At 73.0% G+C, this 22,717-nt stretch carries 19 protein-coding genes; 12 read left to right on the forward strand and 7 right to left on the reverse strand.

Annotation, left to right across the window (positions count from 1 at the left end):
* Positions 1-3: 3 nt before the first annotated feature.
* The gene (locus tag ACTMTU_RS06645) at positions 4-1,128 is read left to right on the forward strand and encodes an aldose epimerase family protein (RefSeq protein WP_441262510.1); all 1,125 of its coding nucleotides are present in this window, start codon (positions 4-6) and stop codon (positions 1,126-1,128) included.
* A gap of 484 nt (positions 1,129-1,612) precedes the next feature.
* Entirely contained in the window at positions 1,613-2,983 is a 1,371-nt protein-coding gene (locus tag ACTMTU_RS06650; protein ID WP_441262511.1) for a hypothetical protein, read from the forward strand.
* Positions 2,984-3,176: 193 nt separating this feature from the next.
* Here the strand turns inward: ACTMTU_RS06650 and ACTMTU_RS06655 are convergent, their stop codons facing one another.
* Positions 3,177-4,241: a PRC and DUF2382 domain-containing protein gene (locus tag ACTMTU_RS06655; RefSeq protein WP_441262512.1), complete on the reverse strand. Its 1,065-nt coding sequence runs from the start codon at positions 4,239-4,241 to the stop codon at positions 3,177-3,179.
* A gap of 197 nt (positions 4,242-4,438) precedes the next feature.
* On the opposite strand from ACTMTU_RS06655, the gene ACTMTU_RS06660 reads away from it, so the two are divergent.
* Positions 4,439-4,825 (forward strand): VOC family protein, encoded by a 387-nt coding sequence (locus ACTMTU_RS06660; protein ID WP_441262513.1) that lies wholly within the window; start codon positions 4,439-4,441, stop codon positions 4,823-4,825.
* Positions 4,822-5,451 (forward strand): TetR/AcrR family transcriptional regulator, encoded by a 630-nt coding sequence (locus ACTMTU_RS06665; RefSeq protein WP_441262514.1) that lies wholly within the window; start codon positions 4,822-4,824, stop codon positions 5,449-5,451. The genes ACTMTU_RS06660 and ACTMTU_RS06665 overlap by 4 nt, the downstream gene beginning before the upstream one ends.
* 7 nt (positions 5,452-5,458) lie before the next feature.
* Here the strand turns inward: ACTMTU_RS06665 and ACTMTU_RS06670 are convergent, their stop codons facing one another.
* Positions 5,459-6,349: an LLM class flavin-dependent oxidoreductase gene (locus ACTMTU_RS06670; protein ID WP_441262515.1), complete on the reverse strand. Its 891-nt coding sequence runs from the start codon at positions 6,347-6,349 to the stop codon at positions 5,459-5,461.
* Positions 6,350-6,509: 160 nt separating this feature from the next.
* Here ACTMTU_RS06670 and ACTMTU_RS06675 point away from each other — a divergent pair, with 160 nt between their 5' ends.
* The 4 genes from ACTMTU_RS06675 to ACTMTU_RS06690 all read left to right on the forward strand — a co-directional run bounded on the left by ACTMTU_RS06675 (position 6,510) and on the right by ACTMTU_RS06690 (position 13,643).
* Positions 6,510-7,988, forward strand: a complete 1,479-nt coding sequence (locus ACTMTU_RS06675; protein WP_441262516.1) for an aminotransferase class I/II-fold pyridoxal phosphate-dependent enzyme — start codon at positions 6,510-6,512, stop codon at positions 7,986-7,988.
* 214 nt (positions 7,989-8,202) lie between these two features.
* A complete protein-coding gene (locus ACTMTU_RS06680) occupies positions 8,203-10,377 on the forward strand; it encodes a SpoIIE family protein phosphatase (protein WP_441262517.1) in 2,175 nt (724 codons plus the stop codon).
* Positions 10,378-10,523: 146 nt separating this feature from the next.
* On the forward strand, positions 10,524-11,252 hold the full coding sequence (locus ACTMTU_RS06685; protein ID WP_441262518.1) for an SDR family NAD(P)-dependent oxidoreductase: 729 nt from the start codon (positions 10,524-10,526) through the stop codon (positions 11,250-11,252).
* 162 nt (positions 11,253-11,414) lie between these two features.
* Positions 11,415-13,643, forward strand: coding sequence for a catalase (locus ACTMTU_RS06690; RefSeq protein ID WP_441262519.1), 2,229 nt, complete (start codon positions 11,415-11,417; stop codon positions 13,641-13,643).
* 65 nt (positions 13,644-13,708) lie between these two features.
* On the opposite strand, the gene ACTMTU_RS06695 is transcribed toward ACTMTU_RS06690, so the two are convergent.
* Positions 13,709-14,446 carry a class E sortase gene (locus ACTMTU_RS06695; protein ID WP_441262609.1) on the reverse strand — a complete coding sequence of 246 codons (738 nt, stop codon included), beginning with the start codon at positions 14,444-14,446 and terminating at the stop codon, positions 13,709-13,711.
* Between the two features lie 155 nt (positions 14,447-14,601).
* Here ACTMTU_RS06695 and ACTMTU_RS06700 point away from each other — a divergent pair, with 155 nt between their 5' ends.
* Positions 14,602-15,051: a helix-turn-helix transcriptional regulator gene (locus ACTMTU_RS06700; RefSeq protein ID WP_441262520.1), complete on the forward strand. Its 450-nt coding sequence runs from the start codon at positions 14,602-14,604 to the stop codon at positions 15,049-15,051.
* Between the two features lie 56 nt (positions 15,052-15,107).
* A complete protein-coding gene (locus ACTMTU_RS06705; RefSeq protein ID WP_441262521.1) occupies positions 15,108-15,557 on the forward strand; it encodes a VOC family protein in 450 nt (149 codons plus the stop codon).
* A gap of 69 nt (positions 15,558-15,626) precedes the next feature.
* Here ACTMTU_RS06705 and ACTMTU_RS06710 read toward each other — a convergent pair whose 3' ends face one another.
* The 3 genes from ACTMTU_RS06710 to ACTMTU_RS06720 all read right to left on the reverse strand — a co-directional run bounded on the left by ACTMTU_RS06710 (position 15,627) and on the right by ACTMTU_RS06720 (position 19,591).
* Positions 15,627-16,763 carry an FUSC family protein gene (locus tag ACTMTU_RS06710; protein ID WP_441262522.1) on the reverse strand — a complete coding sequence of 379 codons (1,137 nt, stop codon included), beginning with the start codon at positions 16,761-16,763 and terminating at the stop codon, positions 15,627-15,629.
* A 318-nt stretch (positions 16,764-17,081) separates the two neighbouring features.
* Positions 17,082-17,963, reverse strand: a complete 882-nt coding sequence (locus tag ACTMTU_RS06715; RefSeq protein ID WP_441262523.1) for a diacylglycerol/lipid kinase family protein — start codon at positions 17,961-17,963, stop codon at positions 17,082-17,084.
* A gap of 29 nt (positions 17,964-17,992) precedes the next feature.
* Positions 17,993-19,591: an FAD-binding oxidoreductase gene (locus ACTMTU_RS06720; protein ID WP_441262524.1), complete on the reverse strand. Its 1,599-nt coding sequence runs from the start codon at positions 19,589-19,591 to the stop codon at positions 17,993-17,995.
* Between the two features lie 83 nt (positions 19,592-19,674).
* On the opposite strand from ACTMTU_RS06720, the gene ACTMTU_RS06725 reads away from it, so the two are divergent.
* Positions 19,675-20,274 (forward strand): TetR/AcrR family transcriptional regulator, encoded by a 600-nt coding sequence (locus ACTMTU_RS06725; RefSeq protein WP_441262525.1) that lies wholly within the window; start codon positions 19,675-19,677, stop codon positions 20,272-20,274.
* Entirely contained in the window at positions 20,271-21,896 is a 1,626-nt protein-coding gene (locus ACTMTU_RS06730; RefSeq protein ID WP_441262526.1) for a glycerol-3-phosphate dehydrogenase/oxidase, read from the forward strand. The genes ACTMTU_RS06725 and ACTMTU_RS06730 overlap by 4 nt, the downstream gene beginning before the upstream one ends.
* Before the next feature lie 276 nt (positions 21,897-22,172).
* Here ACTMTU_RS06730 and ACTMTU_RS06735 read toward each other — a convergent pair whose 3' ends face one another.
* Positions 22,173-22,586, reverse strand: coding sequence for an SRPBCC family protein (locus tag ACTMTU_RS06735; RefSeq protein ID WP_441262527.1), 414 nt, complete (start codon positions 22,584-22,586; stop codon positions 22,173-22,175).
* Positions 22,587-22,717 lie beyond the last annotated feature (131 nt).

The raw sequence follows: 22,717 nt of genomic DNA on the forward strand, positions 1-22,717 counted from the left end.
GCCATGCCACGCCCCACCGTCATCCGCACCCCCTACGGAACCCTCCCCGGCGGTGAGGAGACCGAGCTGTGGACTCTCGATTCCGGGCACGGGGTGCGGGCCGAGATCCTCACCTACGGCGCCGTCCTCCACTCGCTCACCGTCCCCGACACCCGGGGCGAGGACGCCTCGGTGGTCCTCGCGCTCCCCGGGATCGGCGACTACGCGGAGAAGAACGCCTACGTCGGCGCCGTCGTCGGCCGTTTCGCCAACCGCATCGCGAACGGCACCTTCACCCTCGACGGGACCCGCTACCACGTCCCGGCCAACGATCGTGGCCACGCCCTGCACGGCGGCCCGGGCGGCTTCGACACCAAGGTGTGGCGGGCGAGCGAGGTGCTCGGGGCGGAGACCGCGGCCGTGCGGCTGTCCCTGCACAGCCCTGACGGCGACATGGGCTTCCCCGGCGCACTCGACGTGAGCGTGACGTACAGCCTCGATACCGAGGGGACCCTCGCCGTCGACTTCACCGCCACCACCGACCGGCCCACCGTGGTCAACCTCGCCCACCACGCCTACTTCGACCTCACCGGCGAAGGCGACATCCGCGGCCACGCGCTGCAGGTCGACGCCGACAGCTACCTGCCCGTCGACGCCACCGGCATCCCCCAGGGCCCGGCGGCGGACGTACGCGGCACGGCCTTCGACCTGACCGAGCCGCGTGTCCTCGGCGAACGGCTCGCGATGCCCGACGAGCAGCTGCGCGCCGCCGGCGGCTTCGACCACTGCTGGGTGCTGGACCCCGCCGGCCCGGCCGCCGCACCGCGCCGCGCCGCCCGGCTCAGCGCGCCGGGCGAACTGCGCGTCATGGAGGTATGGACCACGGAACCCGGCGTGCAGGTGTACACGGCCAACCAGCTCGACGGGTCACTCGCCGCCCCCTCGGGACGGCGGCACGAACGGTACTCGGGCGTCTGCCTGGAGACCCAGCATCTGCCCGATTCCCCCAACCGTCCCGAGTACCCCAGCACGGTGGTGCGCCCGCACGAGCCGTGGCACAGCCGCACCGAGTTCCGCTTCCCGCACCTGACCGCGAAATCGCCGGGCGACGGTGTCGAAAGGAGCGGGCCCCGATCGACGCAGGGGTGAGAACTCCGCACACCCGCCCAGGAGGAGCCCCGTAACGGGCAGGACGATGGACGACACCGGGTGAGGTGCCGCGGGGCGACGAACCGCCGTTCCGCACGCCGGTGTTCGTGCTCGCCCACCGCCCCGTCGGCCGATCGTCGAGGAGGGCGGCACCCCCTCCACATGCGTCACGGACGGCATCCACAGCGCGCCGGCACGTCAAGGCCGCGTCCGGCGGGCGCAATGCCGACATCGCAGGCCCGCCCGGCACCGTCCAGCAGTACCTGCTTGCCGGGTCGATCGACGAGCTCCGACTCCATGTGGTTCCGGTCCTGTTCGGCCGGGTCCGCGCCTGTTCGACAATCTCGGGGCGGAGCGGCGACGCCTCGAGGTCATCAGGGTCGTCGACACCGCGCAGGCGACGCACCTGAAGTACAGCGTCCACAAATAGCCGTCGTGCGGCGGCCGTCCGGCTCCGCCCCGCGGGACCGGGTACGGTGCTGATGTGCTGATCACAGGGGAGAACCGGGAGAGTCCGGCTCCGGGTACCGCGCTGCTCCTCGCAGCCGCCCCGGCCGGCAAGGGGCGTCTCATCGACGCCGCGTCCGTGCTGCCCGCGCTCGCGGCCGTACCGGCGGACGTCCTCGCCGGCACGGCCGGCGCGGCCGCGGCCACGGTGATCGAGCTCGCCGACCCGCTCGATCCCCAGACCGTCCTGACCCGCATCCGCGCCGCCGCCGCCTCGCCCGGACCGCTGCACCTGTATCTGGCGGGGCAGTTGCACGTGGACCGCAAGCAGCGGCAGCTGCACCTCGCCCTCGCCCGCACGGCACCGGCGACGATGCGCTACACGGCGCTGCCCTGGCACTGGCTCGCGGGCGAGCTGAAGACCCGGCGGCCGGGAACCACCACGGTGGTGCTGGACCTCGTCGCCGACACCGAGGCCTGGCAGCAGGTCACCGGCGGCAGGTTGCTCCTCGGCGACGGGACACGGACGTACGGACGGATCGCCCCCGCTCCAGGCCGCCGCACCGTCGCCGCCCCCGTCCATCTGAAGGCCGTGGCCGCGATCTGGCGCAGCGGGGCGCGCCCGCCGCTCCCGCATCTCCACGAACAGGCCGCCGCGCAGTCGGCGTCCCAGGACGCTCCCGACGCGCTGCTGCTCGGCATCGCCCCGTCGAACGCCCCCTCGACCGCCGCCGCGTACGCCGGCTCCCCGCTGAGCCACCCCTCAGGACACACGTCGGGACCGGTGCACGGGCACGCCGCGGTGCCGGGCCCGCGCATCGCACCGGCCCCCACCGACGCTCCCGCCCCGGCGAGGGCCGACGCGCATCCGGTGAGCCTTGGCGCCACGGGGGCCGACGCGCATACGGCGAACCTCGCGGCCGAGCAGCACCCTGCGGGCCTCGCCGCCGCAGGCGCCGACCCGCATCCGGCGATCCTCGCCGCCGCGCGGGCCGGGCGCCACGACGAGGCCGCGGCCGCCGCGGCCTCGTGCGAGAACGAGGCGCTGCGCGCCCACGGTCCCGGCTCCGTCCAGGTGCTGCACTGGCTGGAGGTACGGGCGGACCTCGCGCGGCTCGCCCAGGACCCGGCCCGCAGTTGCGAGTTGTGGATGACAGCCGCCGAAGTGCGGCTCGGCCGTCAGCAGACCACCGACGATCCGGACGTCGAAGCGGCTGTGGACCGTGCGCATCACCAGTGGGAGCAGATCGGGGACGCGGCGAGGGCACGGCAACTCGCCCCGGCCCTGGTGGCGTTGCGACGGCGGGTGCCGGGACGTCAGCGCGGCGCGCTCCAGTTGCTCCAGCGGCGCCTGGAGCAACTGCACGACCACCGCGCCGGCACAACACCCTCGGCACCGGCTCGCTGACGCGACCGCCACCGGTGGCGGCACCGGGTACGCAACCCGCCCTGGTGGCAGCGTCGTACGCATCGGGACGGGCAGGCGAGGCGACAGTGAGGCGGACGACGCCCGACCGGTTCTCGCAACCGCCGGGCCCCGTCCGCCTCGTCACCCTCACCCCGCAACACGCGCTGTCGGAGGCCGCTCCGGTGTCGGAGTGTCAGACAGGTCCGACCGGGCCACGGCGCTCGTGCTTCTCGCGCGAGGCCCGCTCGGTCCCCTCGTCCGGCATCTCGGCTTCGATCCGCTCCTTGCGGACCCGGCCCTTGACCGTCTCCTGCTGTGTGTGCTCTTCGGTCGTCAGCCGGACACGCTCGACCGGCTCGACGCGGGTCTCCACGACCGGCCGCTCCTCGTAAAGGGTGACCTCGTGCTCGGCCTCGGAGATCTCCGGCCCGGACAGTGCCGCGCCACGGTTGGTCTCGGTGATCGGCTCACGCTCCACGCGCACCTCGTCGTGGCGGAGCGGAATCGTCTGCTGCTCCTCCTCCGTGACCACGTACTTGCGCAGCCGCGCACGGCCGATCTCGTGACGCTCGGTGCCGACATGCATGGTCTCCTCGGACCGGGTCATTGCCGAGTCGGTGTCGCCCCGGCGTTCCTGGCCCGCCATGCCCCGGCGTTCACCGGCCATGTCGCGTCCGCGGGTCTGGCCCCCCGCTGCCGAGCGTCCGTGGGCCGGCGTCTCGCCCGCCATGCCCTCGCCGGCTCCGGCCCGGCTCCTGCCTGCCGTACCGGCCTTCCCGGCCGTACCGGCCTTCCCGGCCGCACCCGCCGCCCCGGCCGCACCCGCGGCTCCTGCCGCACCCGCGGCTCCGGACTTGCCTGCCTGGCCCGTTCGGCCGGTTCCGCCGGAGTGGGCCCAGCCGCCCTCGGAGGGCTGGTTGGCGCGCTTCCACGCGGAGTCCCAGTCGATGCGGTAGTGCCGGTACAGGCGCTCTTCCTCCTGCGCCGAGAGATGTCCACCTGCGTCCACGTCGACGTTGGGGGCGTCCTTGATGGTGTCCTTCGGATAGGGGACTTCGAGGTGGTCCTCGACCATGTTGGCGTCCCGGATCGGCACGAACGACTCGTTGCCGCCGAACAGGCCCGTCTGCACGCTGACCCAGTCGGGCTCGCCGGTGGCGTCGTCGAGGAAGACATGCTTGGCGTTGCCGACCTTGTTGCCGTCGGCGTCGTATACCGGGTGGTCCAGTACGTTCCGGATCTGTGCTTTGGTGATCACGACTTCCTCCTTCTCGGACGTCCCTGAACGCCCGGGTAGCCCCTAGGAAAGCGACTAAACAGCCCAAAATGGTAGATAACTCCTTTGCTGGGACTACCTGCTGCCCTCCGTATCGCACGCTGCTGCCCCTTGCCGGGGGAGGTCCGCGAGGTTTACGATCCGAACCGGACCGGATTCGAATGAGGGGGAGGAACGTCATGCGAGTGAAGGACTTCGACCATCTGGTGCTCAACGTCCAAGACGTCGAACGAGCCCTGGAGTTCTACTGCGGACCGCTCGCGCTCGAGCCCGTACGTGTGGAGGAGTGGCGGGCGGGCAAGGTGCCGTTCCCGTCCGTGCGGATCACCCCCACGACCATCATCGACCTGGTCAGCCGCCCCCGGGGCGAGTCCAACGTGGACCACATATGCCTGGTCGTCGACCCTCTGGACTGGCAGGAGGTCATCGACTCCGGCGTGTTCAAGGTGCTGGAAGGACCGGTGGAACGTTACGGCGCCCGGGGCGACGCCTGGTCGCTCTACGTGCAGGACCCCGACGGCAACACCGTCGAACTGCGCTGGTACCCACAGGACGCCGCACAGTGACACCCCCCGCGGTCGGCCGTCCGCGCGACCCGGCGATCGACGCCGCGGTGGTGGCCGCGACGCTCGACGTGCTGCGGGAGCACGGATACTCCCGCTTCGCCCTCGAGACGGTCGCGGCGAGGGCGGGCACCACGAAGGCGTCCATCCGGCGGCGTTGGCCCACCCGTCAGAGCCTGGTGATCGACGCCCTCGCCTCTGTGCTGGTCACGCCCCCGGTGCCGGACAACGGCTGCACCCGCTGTGATCTGACCCAGAGCGTCGGCGTGCTGGCGGAGGCGCTTCTCGACCGGCTGCCCGCGGGCGTACTCGCCCCGCTCGTCGCGGAGTGCGCGCACGACGCCACTCTGCACAGGCGGTTGATCGACGTGCTCGTACAGCCCAGCAGGCACGCCGCCATGGTCGCGGTGCGGCGCGCCGTCGACCGCGGCGACCTGCGGGCCGGTGTCGATCCGGACCTGCTGGTCGACCTCCTCGCGTCGGTGGTCTACCAGCGGGCGCTGTTCGGCGACACCGGCCGGGCGGCCGCACGCCCACTGGTGGACCTGCTGCTGCAGGGTGCGGCGGTCGACTTCGACCATCTGGTCAGGGTGAGCGAGATGCCCGCGCACGCCAGGCACCGGCACTGACGCCGCGTCAGGATCCGTCGGCCGGATGGGGAACGAGCGGGCGCACCTCTTCGGCCACGAACCGTACGAAGCCCTCCGGGTCCGGCTCGTCGGCCGTCGGCTGGAGCACCACGGTGTCCGCTCCCACGTCCACGAGCCGCTGGACGGCCTTGGCCACCGCGCCCGCGTCGCCCGCCACGCCGAGCCCGGGTGTCGACGCCCCGCCGGAGCGATCCAGTTCAGCCGTGAGACGGTCCTCGGCGCCGGTGCCGGTCGCGGTGTGGAGATAGATGACGATCTCGTGACGGCCGGTGCGTCCGGCCGCCGCCCGGCCCTCGTCGATCAGCCGGCGGGCGTTTCGCACGCCCTCGGGCGGAACGGCCGCGTCCAGGATCGTTCCGTCGGCCGCCTCGCCGGTCAGCCGCAGTGAGCGCGGCCCGGTCGCCCCGGCCAGCACCGCGGGAGCCGTCGCCGGAGGCCAGTCGAGGGCGACGCCGTCGAGCTTCACGTACCGGCCGTCCACCGTCACCCGCTCACCCCGCAACAGGGCCCGCATGGCGGTGAGATGCTCACGCAGCAGCGTCAGCGGCGACTCGACGCGCGCGCCGACCTGCCCCATCCACGCCTGGACGCCGTGCCCGACGCCCAGGGCCACCCGGCCGGGGAAGAGCCGGTGCAGCGTGGCGGCCTCCATCGACGTCAGGGCGACGTTCCGCAGGGGGACCGGCAGCAGGCCCACGCCCACCCGAAGACGCTCCGACCAGGCGAGGGCGGCGGCCGCCGTGGCGACACCGCTCTCGAGGAAGCAGTCCTCCCAGAGCCACAACTCCTCCAGCCCGGCGGCGTCCGCCGTGCGGACCACCTCGCGCAACCGTTCGGGAGGCAACTGCGGACGGAAGACTGCGCCGAGAGAGGTCATGCAGAACCAATACCCGCCCGGCGACGCCGCCCACAACCGAGTTTCCTGACGGCGGCGGAGCGGCCGCGGTTCCGCGCGCGCGGAAGAGGAGCCGCGCCGGAATGCCCCGTTCGGCTCAGCGCGTCAGTTTTCGTGCCGCCCCGAAGGGAAGCGGAGTCACATGGACCACTCACGGACGCCGGTACTGGAGGCGCTGGCCGCGTACCACGCGGAGAATCAGACCCCCTTCACGCCGCCCGGGCACAAGCAGCACCGCGGCGCCGATCCGCGGGTCCGCGCGGTCATGGGCGACGAGGTCTTCCGGTCCGACGTGCTCGCCATCAGTGGCCTCGACGACCGGACCTCCTCGCACGCGGTGCTCGAGCAGGCCCAGGAGTTGATGGCGGACGCCGTCGGGGCGGAGCACACCTTCTTTTCCACCTGCGGCAGTTCGCTGTCCGTGAAGGCGGCCATGCTCGCAGTCGCAGGCCCGCACGAGAAACTGCTCGTCGGCCGGGACGCGCACAAGTCCGTGGTCTCCGGCCTGGTGCTCGCGGGCATCCGGCCCGTGTGGGTCGAGCCCCAGTGGGACGCGGAGCGGCGCATGGCCCACCCGCCGTCCGCCGACGCCTTCCGCGCCGCGCTCGCCGACCACCCCGACGCCCGTGGTGCTCTCGTGACGACACCCACCCCCTACGGGACCTGCTCGGACCTTGCAGGCATCGCGGAGGCGTGCCACGAGCACGGGGTACCGCTCATCGTCGACGAGGCGTGGGGCGCCCATCTGCCCTTCCACCCCGACCTGCCGACGTGGGCCATGGACGCCGGGGCCGACGTGTGTGTCACCTCGGTCCACAAGATGGGCTCCGGGCTCGAGCAGAGTTCGGTGTTCCACCTCCAGGGCGATCTCATCGATCCGACGGTCCTCAAGAGCCGTGAGGACCTGCTGGGTACGACGAGTCCCTCCACGCTGATCTACGCCGCGCTCGACGGCTGGCGCCGCCAGATGGTCGAGCACGGCCGTGCCCTGTACGACGCGGCGCTGGCCCTGGCCGGCGACGTCCGGGGCAGCATCGAGCACATCGACGGCATGCGCGTCCACGGCAGGGACGACCTCTGCGGTCCCGGCCGTGCGACCGACATGGACCCTTTGCAGGTCGTCGTCGACGTCAGCGCATTCGGTACGACCGGATACGGGATCGCGGACCGGCTGCGGCGGACCCACCGCGTCAACCTCCATCTCGCCGACCACCGGCGCATCAGCGCGCAGCTGACCCACGCGGACGACGAGACCTCCGCGCAGCGTCTGCTGGCCGCCCTGCGGGACGTGCCGGCCCAGGCATCGCAGCTGCGGCCCGCGCCCGAGGTGGAGGTGCCCGACCCCGCGGACCTGCGACTGGAACAGGTCATGCTGCCCCGTGACGCGTACTTCGGCCGGGTCGAGCAGGTCCCGTGGGAGAAGGCCGTGGGCCGTGTCAGCGCCGAGATGCTCACCCCTTACCCGCCGGGCATTCCCGTCGCACTGCCCGGCGAGCGCCTGAACGAGGCGGCGCTGCGGTATCTGCGCAGCGGTGCCGAAGCCGGCATGGTCGTCCCCGACGGCGTCGATCCCGAGGTCAAGACGGTGCGCGTGACCGTCGAGGACCGGCCCGGTTCCTGAGCGTTCCCAGATCGGCGGCTCAAGGGTGCAGGTTGCCGAGGTATAGGCGTAATGTCCACAAATGATGAAACCTGTACCTCGTCGCGCACCGATCGGCCGCCCGGAAGACTCCGGCCCGGGCCCCCGGCCCGGACGGCCCGCACCGCGTGTCCGCCCGACGGCGCCGCGCGGCGCGGATACGGCACGGTCCGCCCCGGCCGTAAAGGAATAGGTCATGGCACCGGCCGACGAGGAAGACGGCGCCGTGGAGGCCCTGCAACGGCTGCTGTCCCGGATGTTGAGGGAGACCGGCGGGTACGGCGGCGGGATCTACGTACTGCCTCCGGAGAGTCAGGTGCTCGGCGCCGTCGTCCTCGCCGGAGTGCCCTCCAGCCTCGCCATGCCGTGGGCCAGGGTCGGCGTCTCCGCCTCCGGCCCGCTCGCCCAGGCGGTCCGCGAGGACCGCCTGATCTGGGTGGGGGCAGAAGGCGAACTGGCACGCCGCTACCCCCGCCTCGGGCTGGCCCTGCCCTACTCGTTCGCCCTCGCCGCCGCCCCCGTCACCAGCACCGGCCGGACGTGGGGCGGAGTCCTGGTGCTCTGGCCCGGCTCGCAGTCCATGGAGATCGACCCGGCCCGGCGGAAGGCCGTCGAACGGACGTGCGGTCACATCGCGGCAGCCATGCGCCGCGCCGAGGAGAACGGCCACCCCGTCCTGCCGGCCACCGAACCCCGGCTGACGCCGGTGCCTCGCGGGCGCCGGGTCACCCAGTCCCAGGCCTTCGCCGCGGTGGACTACGCCGAACGCCTGCCGGAGGGCTGCTGCGCCCTCGACCTCGACGGCAGGGTCACCTTCGTCAACGCCAAGGGGGCGAAGCTCGTCGGCTCCGACATGGTCGCCCTGACGGGAGCGCGGCCGTGGGAGCTCCTGCCGTGGCTCGACGACCCCGTCTTCGAGGACCGCTACCGGTCGGCCGTCATGAGCCGCAGGCCCACCTCGTTCACCGCGCGGCGCCCCGACGGCCTGTGGCTGTCCCTCGAGCTCTACCCCGACGCACGGGGCATCAGCGTCCGAATCTCTCCCTCCCGCCTGGGCGGCGGCGAGACCACCGCCCAGCCGTCCGCCGGAGCCGCCACCGGGGCGCCCGCCGTGGCCGCCGACCCGCCCGTGCTCGAGCAGACCGGCACCGCAGAGGCACGGACCGCGCCCCGCGCCGATGTCCTCTACCGGATGGCGTACCTCGCCGCCGCGCTCACCGAGGCGCTCAGCGTGCCCGACGTGATCAAGCTCGTGGTGGACCAGATCGCCCCGAGCTTCGGCGCCCACGCCGTCGCCCTGCTCGCCACCCACGCCGGCAGACTGCGGCTGCGCGGCCACAGCGGCTACGGCCCCCATGAGGCCGAACACCTCGGCGGAGTTCCCCTGGCACCCGACAACCCGAGCGGCCGCGTGGTGGTCACCGGCGAGCCGGCCTTCTTCGCCTCCCGCCGCGAACTGGAAGAGGCGTTCCCGAACGCCGTCGGCGACGACGGCCATCACGCCTGGGCGTTCCTGCCGCTCGTGGCCGCCGGCCGCCCGCTCGGCTGCTGCGTCATGGCCTACGACCGCTCCCGGCCCTTCGCACACGACGAACGGGCCATGCTCACCGCGTTCGCCGGCCTGGTCGCCCAGGCCCTCGACCGGGCGCACCTCTACGACACCAAGAGCGGCCTCGCCCGCAGCCTCCAGACGAGCCTGCTCCCGCAGACCCTGCCTTCGCTGCCGAACCTTCAGGCCACCGCCCGCTACCTGCCCGCCACCCGCGGAATGGACATCGGCGGCGACTTCTACGACCTGATCCGCCTCGACGACACCACCGCCGCGGCCGTCATCGGCGACGTACAGGGCCACAGCGTCCCCGCGGCCGCGCTGATGGGCCAGGTCCGCACGGCGGTCCGCGCGCAGGCCCTCGCCGGAGCGTCCCCCAGCGACGTCCTCGCCGGCGCCAACCGCCTGCTCACCGACCTCAACCCGGGCCTCTTCGCAAGCTGCCTCTACGTCGAGATCGACCTCGCCCGTGGCCGCGCCTGCCTGGCCACGGCGGGCCACCCGCCGCCGCTGCTGCGCGACCCCGAAGGGAAGACACGGACCCTGGCCGTGCCACCGGGACTGCTGCTCGGCATCGAACCGGTCTCCGACTACCGGTCCGCCGAGGTCACCCTGCTGCCCGGCAGCGTCCTGGCCCTCTTCACCGACGGGCTCGTGGAACGACGGGGCACCGACATCGGGGTGGCCATCGACGAACTCGCCCGCTTCCTTGCCGTCGGCGCCCGGGACCTCGAGGTGCTGGCCGATCAGCTCATGCAGGCGCTGCCCACGGGCGACCGGACCGACGACACAGCGCTGCTTCTGCTCCGGTCGATGCCCTGACCGCAGGGCAAGGCCGGCGGCTCCCGGTCCGGCGCCGGCCGCCCGCCGCCGAGACGGGGCCGCCCGCGCGGGCCGGGATGAGGCAGCCCAGGACGGCGGATTAGAGTCGGTCAGCATCCGCCCGCCCCCGCACACCGGAGTCCGCTTTGCGTCAGCAACTCACCGTCGTCACCGGCGGAAGCCGCGGCATCGGCGCCGCGGTCTGCGCCCGCCTCGCCGTGGAAGGCCACGACGTGGTCGTCGGCTACCGGTCCGACGAAGCCGCCGCGCACGAAGTCGCCAAGGCGGTGCGCGTGGCCGGCCGCCGGTCCCTGGCCGTCCGCGTCGACACCGCCGACGAGCAGTCCGTCGACCGTCTCTTCGACAGCGCGGCTGAACTGGGCACCGTCACAGGCCTGGTGAACAACGCCGGCATCAGCGGGCCCAACGGCCGCCTCGCGGACGCCGACGCGGAAGGGATGCGCCGAGCGCTGGAGGTCAACGTGTGGGGATATCTGCTCTGCGCCCGCCGTGCCGTCCGTGACATGACCGCCTCCGGCGGCGGTGTGATCGTCAACATCTCCTCCGCGGCCGCCACTCTCGGCAGCCCCGGCCAGTACGTGCACTACGCGGCCACCAAGGCGGCCGTCGACGCGATGACGACGGGGCTGTCGAAGGAGGTCGCCGCCGACGGCATCCGCGTCAACTGCGTGGCCCCCGGCACCATCTGGACCGAGTTCCACGAGGACCCGCAACGGCCCGCGAAGGTCGCGGTCAACGTGCCCATGGGCCGGGCCGGACAGCCGCAGGAGATCGCCGGCGCGGTCGCGTGGCTCCTCTCGCAGGACGCGTCGTACACGACGGGAGCGGTGCTGCGCGTCGCGGGCGGCATGTAGGCGCCGGCACCACGGGATTCGCCCTTCGCCGAAGCGGTCCCTCTTCCACCGGGATGGGTGTATCCGGACTGCCGCGCCTCCGCCGGGGCAGAAGAATCGGCCGAGTATGCCGAGGCGGCGGAGACTCTCCGGCGTCCGGCACCCCGTATCCGTGGAGGACGCATGAACCGGAAGAACTCCGGAGCCGAAGGCGGCATCCCCGGCAGGCCGTCGCCGCAACCGCCGACCGTCGACGAACCGACGGAGCCGAGGCAGCCGCTCCCGCCCAAACCGGACCAGAGCGGACCGGCGACCGTGAGCCCGACGGGACAGGAGACGGGAGCGGACCAGGCGGCCGTCGCCCAGGCCGGTCCGTACCTGACCACCGCACAGGGCGCCCGGCTCCCCGACAGCGACCACTCCCTGAAGGCCGGCAGCCGCGGCCCCGTCCTGCTGCAGGACCACCACCTGCGCGAGAAGATCACCCACTTCGACCACGAGCGCATCCCCGAGCGGGTCGTCCACGCGCGCGGCGCCGCGGCGCACGGCGTCTTCCAGGGCTACGGCACCGCCGCGCAGATCACCAAGGCGGCGTTCCTCGGCAAGGGCGTCGAGACGCCGGTCTTCGTACGCTTCTCCACGGTCCTCGGCTCCCGCGGCTCCGCCGACACGGTGCGCGACACCCGGGGCTTCGCCACCAAGTTCTATACGACAGAGGGCACTTTCGACCTCGTCGGCAACAACATCCCGGTGTTCTTCATCCAGGACGCCATCAAGTTCCCGGACATCATCCACGCCGGCAAACCGCAGCCGGACCGCGAGATCCCGCAGGCGCAGAGCGCCCACGACACGTTCTGGGACTTCGTCACCCTCCACACGGAGGCCACCCACCACACCTTGTGGAACATGTCCGACCGGGGCATTCCCCGCTCGTTCCGAATGATGGAGGGCTTCGGCGTCCATACGTTCCGGCTGGTCAACGCCGCCGGCGCCACGACGCTGGTGAAGTTCCACTGGAAACCGAAGCTCGGCGTGCACTCCATGGTGTGGGAGGAGGCGCAGATCACCGGCGGGATGGACCCCGACTTCCACCGCAGGGACCTCGCCGACGCGATCGAGGCGGGCGCCTACCCGCAGTGGGAACTGGCCGTCCAGACCTTCCCCGACACCCCGGAGCAGACGTTCGAGGGCATCGACCTGCTCGACCCGACGAACATCGTCCCCGAGGAGCTGGCGCCGGTACAGCCGATCGGACTGCTGACCCTGAACGCCAACCCGTCGAACTTCTTCGCGGAGACCGAGCAGGTCGCCTTCCACCCGGGCCACCTCGTCCCCGGCATCGACATCACGGACGACCCGCTGCTGTCCGGCCGGCTCTTCTCGTACCTGGACACCCAGATCAGCCGGCTCGGCGGCCCCAACTTCGCGCAGATTCCCGTCAACCGCACCCACGCACCGGTCAACGACATGCTGCGGGACGGCATGCACCAGACCGCCGTGCACCGGGGTGTGGCGCCCTACCGGCCCAACTCGCTCGACGCCGGCTGTCCGTTCCAGGCGGGGGCGGACCTGGGCGCCTACGTCGAGGTGCCCGTCGAGGTGCCGGCGGCGAAGAAGGTCCGCGAGGCGCCGGACTCGTTCGCCGACCACTTCAGCCAGCCACGCCGGTTCTGGCTCAGCATGTCGCCCGTGGAACGTGAACACATCATCGCCGCCTACTCGTTCGAGCTGGGCAAGTGCTATGAGCAGGCGATCAAGGAGCGCGGCCTGCGGGTTCTCGCCAACATCGACCCCGAGCTGTGCGCCGGCGTCGCCGCCGCCCTCGGCCTGCCCGCGCCCGGGCCCACGGAGCCCCTCGCGTCCGTGGAACCGAGCCCGGCGCTCTCCCAGATCGGACAGACCTGGCCGCTGGACGGCCGCGTCATCGGGATCGTCGCCGACGCCGGCTGCGACCTCGACGGGGTCCGTTCCGTACGGCGGGCCGTGCTGGCGGCGGGCATGGTTCCGTTGGTCGTCGGCCCCGACGGTGGCGCGCTCGGCGGCGGCGGGGATCCGGTGGCCGTGCAGCGCACCTTCGCCACGGCGCGCTCGATCGAGTTCGACGCTCTGCTGCTCGCCGGAGCCCCCGGCCCGGCCGACGACGCGATCGGCGTCCGCGACGCCAAGGCGGGCGATCCCGCGGCTGGACGCGGCGGCGCGTCCGACCCGAGGGTGCTGCTGATGCTGTCCGAGGCGTACCGGCACGGCAAGGCGATCGGCGGCTGGGCAGGCGCGGAAAGCGTGCTGGCGGCGGCCGGTGTGCCCGCCGGCGCGCCGGGCGTGGTGACCGGCCGCGGCGAGGAGGGCACGCTGGAGGAGATCAGCCGGCTCCTGGGCAGCCACCGCGTGTGGGAACGCTTCGCGGCCGCCTGAAACAAGCCGATACGGCCGCCCGGCCGGTCCCCGCAACGGGGGCCGGCCGGGCGGCGCAGTGCTGCCTACCGGTCGGACACCTCGCGCAGCACGCCTGTCTTGTCGATGCGGTGCTCCGGGTTGCCCTTGTCGTCGCGCCAGAAGTTGCCCGCCGCGTCGTCCTCGGGGGTCGCGCAGGTGGAGAGGGTGATCATCGCCTTGGTGGGCCGCTCGCCGGGGTGGCCCGGTACCGCGGCCCGCTGCTCGGCGAGCGAACGCTCCGAGCGGAACGACGTCTGACGTGTCTCGGTGATCACGTACTCGTACACCGAACCACCCGCGGTCACGAACACGGAATCGCCCTTGTCGAGCGCCGGGAGGTCCCGCATGGGTCCGCCGGCGGAGAGGCGGTGCGCGGTGACCAGGTAGTTGCCGACCTCGCCCGGTCCCACGCCGCCCCGTTCGCCGTACGGACTCGCGGCCACACCCCGGTTCTGGATCCGGGTGCCCGGCCAGTCGTCGGTCGTGCCCTCGTACGGCACGACACGCAGGTCCTCCAGGCCGATGGCCGGGACGGACAGCACCGCGGTATCGGTGCGGGGATCGAACGCCGGGGCCGGCGGTTCCGTGGAGACGGGCGCACCGGAGCCCGGGGCGGATGTGGCGGGGCCCGGCACGCCGGCCGTGGCCGATGCCGGTGCCGCGGCGCTGACGGCGGCCTTGCCGGACGTGCCGGAGCTTTCGGCCGCTCCGGCGCCGGCACAGCCGGTGAGGAGGACGGCCACGCCTGCGAAGGTGGCGGGTGCTGTTCGGGGGAGCATCATGGGCAGCCGGAATCCGTAGCCGGGAACGGCAGGCACGACAGAGCCGCCGTCTCCTGTATGCGCTGAAAACACCACGATCCGACCAGATGTTCCCCTCGTCCGTCAATGCCCGCCGCCCCGGCACCGTGCCCTCGCTGTCAGTGCCCCGTGCCAGCATGGGGACCGTGACGAACCCGGCTCATCTACGGCAGCTGCGCCTCGCGAAGGACGCGATGGACCGCGACTGGGCCGAGCCGCTCGATCTCGACGCGATCGCCGCCCACGCCGGATACTCCCGCTACCACTTCGTCCGCGCCTTCAAAGCCGTCTACGGGCAGACACCCGGCCAGTACCTGTCCCGCCGCCGGGTCGAACGGGCGGAGGAGATGCTCCGCACCGCGAACCTCTCCGTCACCGAGATCTGCACGCTCGTCGGCTTCACCAGCCTCGGCACGTTCTCCGCCCGTTTCAAGAAGCAGACCGGACTCTCACCGAGCGAGTACCGCGCCAGGCACGTGGGCCGCGGCGCCGCCCTCATCCCCGGGTGCTACGCGATGCTCTGGGCCGGCGGTTTCTCCCCGTCCCGTGTTCCGGACAGGCCCAGCAATTCTGAAGAAGCAGGCTGAGGCCCCCGCTGCCTACGGTGGCAGGGCCGCAGAAACCTCTCATCCAGGAGCACGAAATGATCAAGGGCCTCGCCATCTCCACCGTCTGGGTGCTCGACCAGGACCGCGCGAAGGAGTTCTACACGCAAAAGCTCGGCCTCGAGGTGCGTACGGACATGACCATGGGCGAGGGAGGCATGCGCTGGCTGACGGTGGGCGCCAAGGACCAGCCCGATGTGGAGCTGACCCTGATGGTGCCGACCGCGTCCTCCATGGACCCCGAGTCCGCCGAGGCCATGACGACCCTCGTCTCCAAAGGCGTCCTCGGCGCGGGTGTCCTGGCCACCGACGACATCCACGGCGATTACGAGAGGCTCAAGGCACGCGGCGTGGAGTTCCTCCAGGAGCCGCAGGAGCGCCCTTACGGCACCGAGGCGATCTTCCGCGACGACTCGGGCAACTGGTTCTCGTTCACCCAGCGCCGCCAGGGCGGCGACCTCGACCCCGGCAAGGACTGGGCCTGCTGAGACGTCCGGGCACCGGCCGGGCCGGGCATGAGGACGTTCCGGACGCGGCGGGCAGGCGCCGGCGGGGCCTCACGCCTGCCGGGCCGGAGCGGGTCCGGCCTCCAACGCGTACAGCAGCTGCTGTGTCTGGGCCGCGAGCCCGCCCACCGCGGTCGCCGTCTCATGGTCGTGCGCCAGCAGGTGGCGCTTGAGCAGGCGATGGGCCTCCCAGGCCCGGCCCATCGCCTCCTTGCGCACGTCGCCGTCGAGCGGCGGGGCGACGGCCAGCGCGGCCCGGTCCGCCTCGCAGACGTCCGCCATGGCGCGGAAGAGCTCAGGCAGGCAGCGCAGGGCGGGCTCGGGCGGCGAGGCGAGGCTGCGCCACTCACCGGTCGTGTCCACCAGAGTCGCCGTGACCGACTCGAGCCGGTCGGCGAGGTCCGTCCAGTACGTGTCCCAGTGGCCCGGCGGCGGGGCCGGGTGGCGCCGCAGCCGGTGCCCCGGATTGAAGCGGTAGCTCTCCTGCGTCCACCCGCGGGCGCTGCGCAGGTCCTGGACGGGGCCGCCGAGCCGTCGGGCCCCCTCGTGCCACTGCTCGGCGCTCGTACGGTCGTGGCCGCTCTCCACGTCGTCGGCCATGGCGCGCAGCAGATCCGTGCTGTCACGGCCGAGCCGGTCGAGGCTGTCCCGCACATCGCGGAGGTGGACCGGGGGCAGGACCAGGGCGTTCACGCCGATGCCGATCACCGCTCCGACGAGTGCCTCGAAGAGGCGGTGGGCGATGGCCGTCCCGGAGAAGGAGCTGTACGCGAGCACGAAGATGGCGGTCGTCGACGCGTAGACGCCCTGGTCGCCGAAGCGCGAGTAGTTGCCCAGCAGCACCGCCGGTGGAAGGGCGAGGGCCATCGCCGCCATGGTGTTGCCGGTCAGCGCGGCCGCCCCGGTCGCCAGCAACGTGCCGAGCGCGATGACGACGAGTTGCTGTGTTCCGGCCCGGAGCGAGCGGTAGACGGTGCTCTGCACGAGGACCACCGCCGTCCACGGGGCCATCAGAGCCATCGGCGCCTTCCACCACCAGCCGACCAGCGCCCACGCGAGGACGGCGGCGCCGGCGGCCTTCAGCGACTGGACCGCCAGGTCCCGCTCCGGCCCGGCCTCCGTCACGGCCCTGCGTACGGAGGTCCACACCGCGGACAGCTCCCACGCCGCCCAGCGCCGCAAGGCCACCGGTCACCTCCACTTCGTGCACCGTCACCGGCCGGCCCGGCCGGACGCGACAACCATCACGGCGTCACAGGGTCCATGCACGTGTAACCAGCGGACGTCCGCCGAACCCTCCCACTGCGCCGACGGTCGCAGCCGTGCCCCGCAGGAGCGGTCGGCCGGCGTCGCTCAACAGCCACTACGCGGTGGCCACGAGCCCGTCCCGCCGGTGGGACCGTCGGGTGAGAGCGCGGCCGGCGCACTGCCCGTGTCCGGGCGGAAGCCGATGATCGCCTGCCGGTCGCTGGTCGCGCCGAGCAGGTCGTGCGGCCGGGCCCGGCGTCAGCAGATCACGTTCAGCGCGCCCGGCTGGACCCTGACCGTCACGGGAAGGGCCGCGTCGACCTCGCCGTCCGCGCCGTACGGCACGCTCCGGTCGGCCTCGATGCGGATCTCCCTGCCTCTGAGGATCTCCACCTGCGGGCGCTCGAGGTGCGCCCCCGTCTTCAGCTCGTTCATCATCGCGAAGAACAGCCGCTTGGGGGCGTGACCGATGACGACGACGTCCAGCAGGCCGTCGTCGAGCCGCGCGCCCGGCGCGATGTTGCGACCGAAGCCGTAGAAGCCCGAGTTGGCCGCGACGACCGTGTAACCGCGCCGTTCGTGCTCGGTCCCGTCGACGGTTATGCGGTATGTGGCGGGCCGCCAGCCGAGCACGGCCCGCAGTCCGCCCGCGTAGTAGGACGCGGCGCCCCGCAGCAGCCGCGAGGCGTTGGCGTGGTGGTTGGCCACCGCGTCCACGCCCGCGTACACGCTGCCCAGCACCGACGTCCCGGCGTGGACGGCGGAGGTGACCTCGATGGTGTCGACCGGCCGCGGTGGGCCGTTCAGCAGCAGGTCCGCCAGCTCCTTTGTCCGTGAGGGCAGGCCGAGCGCCCGGGCGAAGTCGTTGCCGCGCCCGGCGGGGACGACACCGAAGACGGCGTCGGAGCCGCTGAGCGCCCCGCCGACGCGGCCGGCCATGCCGTCACCGCCGACGGCCAGCACGACGTGCCCCTGCCCGGCGGCCTGCCGTGCCACCTCCTGGGCGTGCTCCAGACTGCGGCTGTACTGCGTGTCGAACCGTGCCCCGGCCTCCCTCAGGAGGCGGGCCAGCGGGAGCAGGGCCGCCGTGCCGCTCGACCCGCCCGCGGCGGGATTGACGACGGCGGTGAACTGTCGCATGAATGCGCCTCCGGAAGGCAGGGGGCCGGTCAGCGGACGGGGATGAGCACGCCGGGGTTGAGTGTCCCGGCCGGGTCGAGCTCGGCCTTGAGGGCCTGAAGGATACGGACCCCGAGCGGGCCGATCTCCCGCGCGTACCAGTCGCGGTGGTCGGTGCCGACGCCGTGGTGGTGGCTGATGGTGCCCCCGGCCGCGATGATCGCGTCGTTGGCGGCCCGCTTCGCCGGCGCCCAGTGAGCCACCGGGTCGTCCCCCTGCGCGCTGACGACGGTGAAGTACAACGACGCGCCGTTCTCGTACACATGGGAGATGTGGCACATCACCAGGGGAGGAGTTCCGGCCTCGGTCAGCGTGCCGGTGAGCGCCTGGCGCACCGCCTCGTAGAGCCCCGGCAGGGCGGACCAGAAGCACGCCGTCTCCAGCGTCTCCGCGAAGGCGCCCGCGTCGAGCAGCGAGTCGCGCAGGTAGGGCGCGTCGTACCGGCCGTGCGCCCAGCGCTCGCCGGGCTCTTCGCCGACGTACTCGCCACCGCAGGCGAGCAGCACCTCCCGGGCCCGGGCGCGCCGGTCGGCGGTGTCCCGCGCGGTGCCCTCGTAGCCGGCGATCGCCATACAGCCGGCGGGTGTCCCGCCCTCCTGCGTACTGCCGATCCGGTCCGGCTGGGCCAGGCCCACGAAGGTCTCCGTCTCGTCCGACAGTCGCAGCACGGTCGGACGGGGGCCGTCCTGGGCGAGCCTGCGCAGGGCCGCGGCGCCGGCCTCGAACGACGCGAAGCGCCAGCCCTCGTAGACCCGGGTCTCCGGCAGCGGCCGGATGCGTACGGTCACGGAGGTGATCACCCCGAGAGCGCCCTCGGAGCCGAGGACGAGCTGCCGCAGGTCGGGGCCGGCGGCGGAGCGCGGGGCCCGCCCGACCTCCAGGGTTCCTTCCGGGGTGGCGAGGGTGAGGCCGAGCACCATCTCGTCGAAGCGGCCGTAGCCGGCGGAAGCCTGGCCGCTGGAGCGGGCCGCGGCGAAACCGCCCACGGAGGCCCACTCGTAGGACTGCGGGAAGTGGCCGAGCGTCCAGCCCAGCTCGCCGAGCAGTTCCTCGCACCGCGGTGCGCGCATGCCCGGCTGGAGGACCGCCGTGCGGGAGATCTCGTCGACGGAGAGCAGCGCGTCGAGCCGGCGCAGGTCCAGCGCGACGAAGCAGTGCTTGCCCTCGGGGGCCAGCCCGCCGACGACGGACGTGCCGCCGCCGAAGGGGACGACGGCCACCGCGTGTTCGGCGCACGCCCGCAGGACGGCCGTCACCTCGTCGTGGCTGCCCGGCAGCACGACGGCCGCCGGGATGTCGTCGACCTCGCCGGCCCGGATGCGCAGCAGGTCGGGTGTGGACTTGCCACGGGTGTGCCGGACACGGCTCTCCGCGTCGGTGCGCACATACGCGTCCCCGCCCACGCACTCGGTGAGCGCCGCGCGTGCGGCGGCGGTGAGCGCGGACGGCGGAACGTCGATCGCCTCGAGCGAGGCAGGGCCGCTTTCGCGCGGTGTCACGCCGAGCAGATCGCGCAGCAGGCCGGTCACCGTGTCCGGCAGCGGGGCTGCCTTGGCCGGGTCGCCCCAGCCGCTCCACAACATGTCCACTGGGGCTGTTCCTCACCATCGGTTACGCGGGGGGTTCGCGGGGCGTACTGCCGCGCGGCCTGCACTGCATTACACTGTGACAGATGACGCCCATTCGTCACAACCACTCGGACGGAGATGCCGTCCTCGACGCGGCCCGCGACTGCGTCCTCGCCGTCGGCGTACGCCGGACCACCCTCACCGACGTCGCCCGGCGCGCAGGAGTCTCCCGCATGACCCTGTACCGCCGCTGGCCCGACGTGCGCACCCTCGTCGGCGACCTGATGACCAGGGAGTGGATCGCCCTCGCCGTCGGCGCCATGCCCGAACCGGAACCAGGCGCACCCGCACGACAGAGGCTGGTCGAGGGCCTGGTCGGCGGCGTCACCGCCTTCCGCGCCCACCCGCTCTTCCACAAGATCATCGACGTGGACCCCGAGCTGCTGCTCCCGTACATCCTCGACCGGCGCGGCGCCAGCCAGGACGCGCTGCTGGGACTCATCGCGGGCGGCCTGGCAGAGGGCCACGCCGACGGCTCGGTGCGCAGATCCCACCCCGACCGGCAGGCCCGCTCGTTGCTGCTCGTCGTGCAGTCCTTCGCGCTCTCCCTGCGCACCATGACCGAGGAGGACGAGCCCGAACTCGCCGACACGGCCTTCCTCGACGACCTGCGGACCATCCTGGAGAGGACCCTCACACCATGAGCCGCCCGAGCCGTTCGAGCCGCCCGGACCGTGCCGCCGGGGCGGCAGCCGGGCCCCCGCTCCAAGCACCGCGGGCGGCGTCCCTGAACGCCGGACGCCGCAGCCGCGAACTGGCCCGGCTCGCCGAAGGGGCCACCGTCGACGTCCTCGTCGTCGGTCTCGGAGCCACCGGCGCCGGAGCCGCCCTCGACGCCGCCTCCCGCGGACTCACCGTCGCCGCGATCGACGCCCACGACCTCGCCTTCGGCACCTCACGCTGGAGCTCCAAACTCATCCACGGAGGCCTGCGCTACCTTGCCACCGGCCACCTCGACGTGGCCCACGAGAGCGCCGTCGAGCGCGGCATACTCATGGAACGCACCGCCCCCCACCTCGTACGCCCGCAGCCCTTCGTCCTGCCGCTCACCCCTCTCGTCTCCCGCGGCCAGGCCGCCGTGACCTGGGCGGGGCTGCGCGCCGGCGACCTCCTGCGGGCCTCCGCCCGCACCTCGCGCACCACCCTCCCCGGACCCCGCACGCTCTCCGCCGTCGAGACCCGGCACATGGCGCCCGTGCTCCGGCCGACGGGGCTGCGCGGCGGCCTGCTCTCCTGGGACGGCCAACTTACCGACGACGCCCGCCTGGTGACCGCCGTCGCCAGGACCGCAGCCGCCCACGGCGCCCACATCCTCACCCGGACCCGCGCGCTCGCCGTGAGCGGAACCGGCGCCCGCGTCCGCGACGAACTCACCGGTGAGGAACTGGAGATCCGGGCCCGCACCGTCATCAACGCCGCAGGCGTATGGGCGGGCGGCCTGGTCGACGACGTCCGGCTGCGACCCTCCCGCGGCACCCATCTCGTACTGCGCTCCGAGGACTTGGGCGGCCTCACCGCCGGCATGCACATCCCGATCCCCGGGGAGTCCAACCGTTTCGTCCTCGTCCTGCCGCAGGGCGACGGCCGGGTGTACGTCGGACTCACCGACGAACCGGTCGAAGGGCCGGTGCCCGACGTGCCGGACGTGCCGGAGACGGACATCGGCTTCCTTCTCGACGTCCTCGGCTCGGCCCTCGACGTACCCCTGCGCCGCGACGACGTGGTCGGCGCCTTCGCCGGCCTGCGGCCGCTCCTGGACACCGGCCCGGCGGCAGGCTCCGCCGGACCCGGCCGGACGGCCGACATCTCCCGCAGGCACGCGATCCTCACCTCGGCCGGCGGTGTCGTCACCGTCGTCGGCGGCAAGCTCACCACGTACCGGCGCATGGCCCAGGACGCGGTGGACGCCGCACTCGTCTCCGGCGGCGTGAGCGCCGGCCCCAGCCGCACCGCCGGCCTGCCGCTCGTGGGGGCCGCCCCGGCGGGCGTGCTCGCCCGCCTGGAAGCGCCCCGGCGCCTGGTCCGCCGCTACGGAGTGGAGGCACCCGCCGTCCACGCCCTCGGCCTCGCGGACCCGGTCCTGGCCGCGCCCGTCGTCCCGGGCCACCCCGTCACCAGGGCCGAACTCGTCTGGGCGGTACGGCACGAGGGCGCCCTCGACGCATCGGACGTGCTGGACCGGCGGACCCGCATCGGTCTCGTCGACGAGGACCGCCGGGCGGCGCAGGACGCGGCCCGCGAGGCGCTGGAACGCTGCTCGCTCTGACCTGCCCCGGCCGGCGGTGGACCTCGGCCGGGGGGGGGCGGTTCCCGGCGGCGGCGGATCTCTGCCGGGCCCGGCACTTCAGGTGCCGACGCCGCACAAAGCACGGCATGGGAGTGCTGTCCGTCCTCGCGGACGCCGCCGTCACCCTGTCGCGCTGACGCGTCCGGCGGCGCGGGCAGGGCACGGTCACGGCGCGCCACGGGGACGGCTGCGCGCCTTCGGCCCGCGCGGCCACCGGTGGCTCGCCCGGCGGCATCCTCCGCTCCCAGCGGTGGTTCAGCCGGCGGCGCCTTCGATCCTGATCCGCACCTGCTCCTCGAGCCGCCTCAGGCTCTGGTCGAGGGCGTCGTTCACGGCCTTCTCACCGGGGTCGTGCGACTCGTCGAAGAACGACAGGTGGACGGTGACCTCGCTGGCGCCGGAGCCGATTCCGGCGACCTGGAGCCATCCGGCGTAGGCGCCCCCGTTCCGCGTGCCCCACTCGACCCGCATCTGGTCCTTCTCGGCCTTCAGGAGCGCGGGGGTGTCCTCGTCCGTGCGGTCCTCGTGCACGGTGACCGCGGGCAGTTCCTCGGCCCTGACGTGCAGGGCCTCGGGCAGCCAGCTGTCGAGCTGGTCCACGCGGGCCGCCTGGTCGTAGACATGCTCGGGGAGAGCGGGCATCGTGTGGGAACGCTCATATTCGCTCATCAGTTCACCAATCCTTGCCGATCCATGGAAAACGGAATCCTCGACGAACGCTTGCCCCGACGGCGCGACGTGAAGCTCCGACACCCGTCGGCCCACCCGTTCGCCGGGATGTCCTGAATCGAGGAGGTTTG

This window comes from Streptomyces sp. OZ13 (assembly GCF_052068155.1).
In the GTDB taxonomy this organism is placed as follows: domain Bacteria; phylum Actinomycetota; class Actinomycetes; order Streptomycetales; family Streptomycetaceae; genus Streptomyces.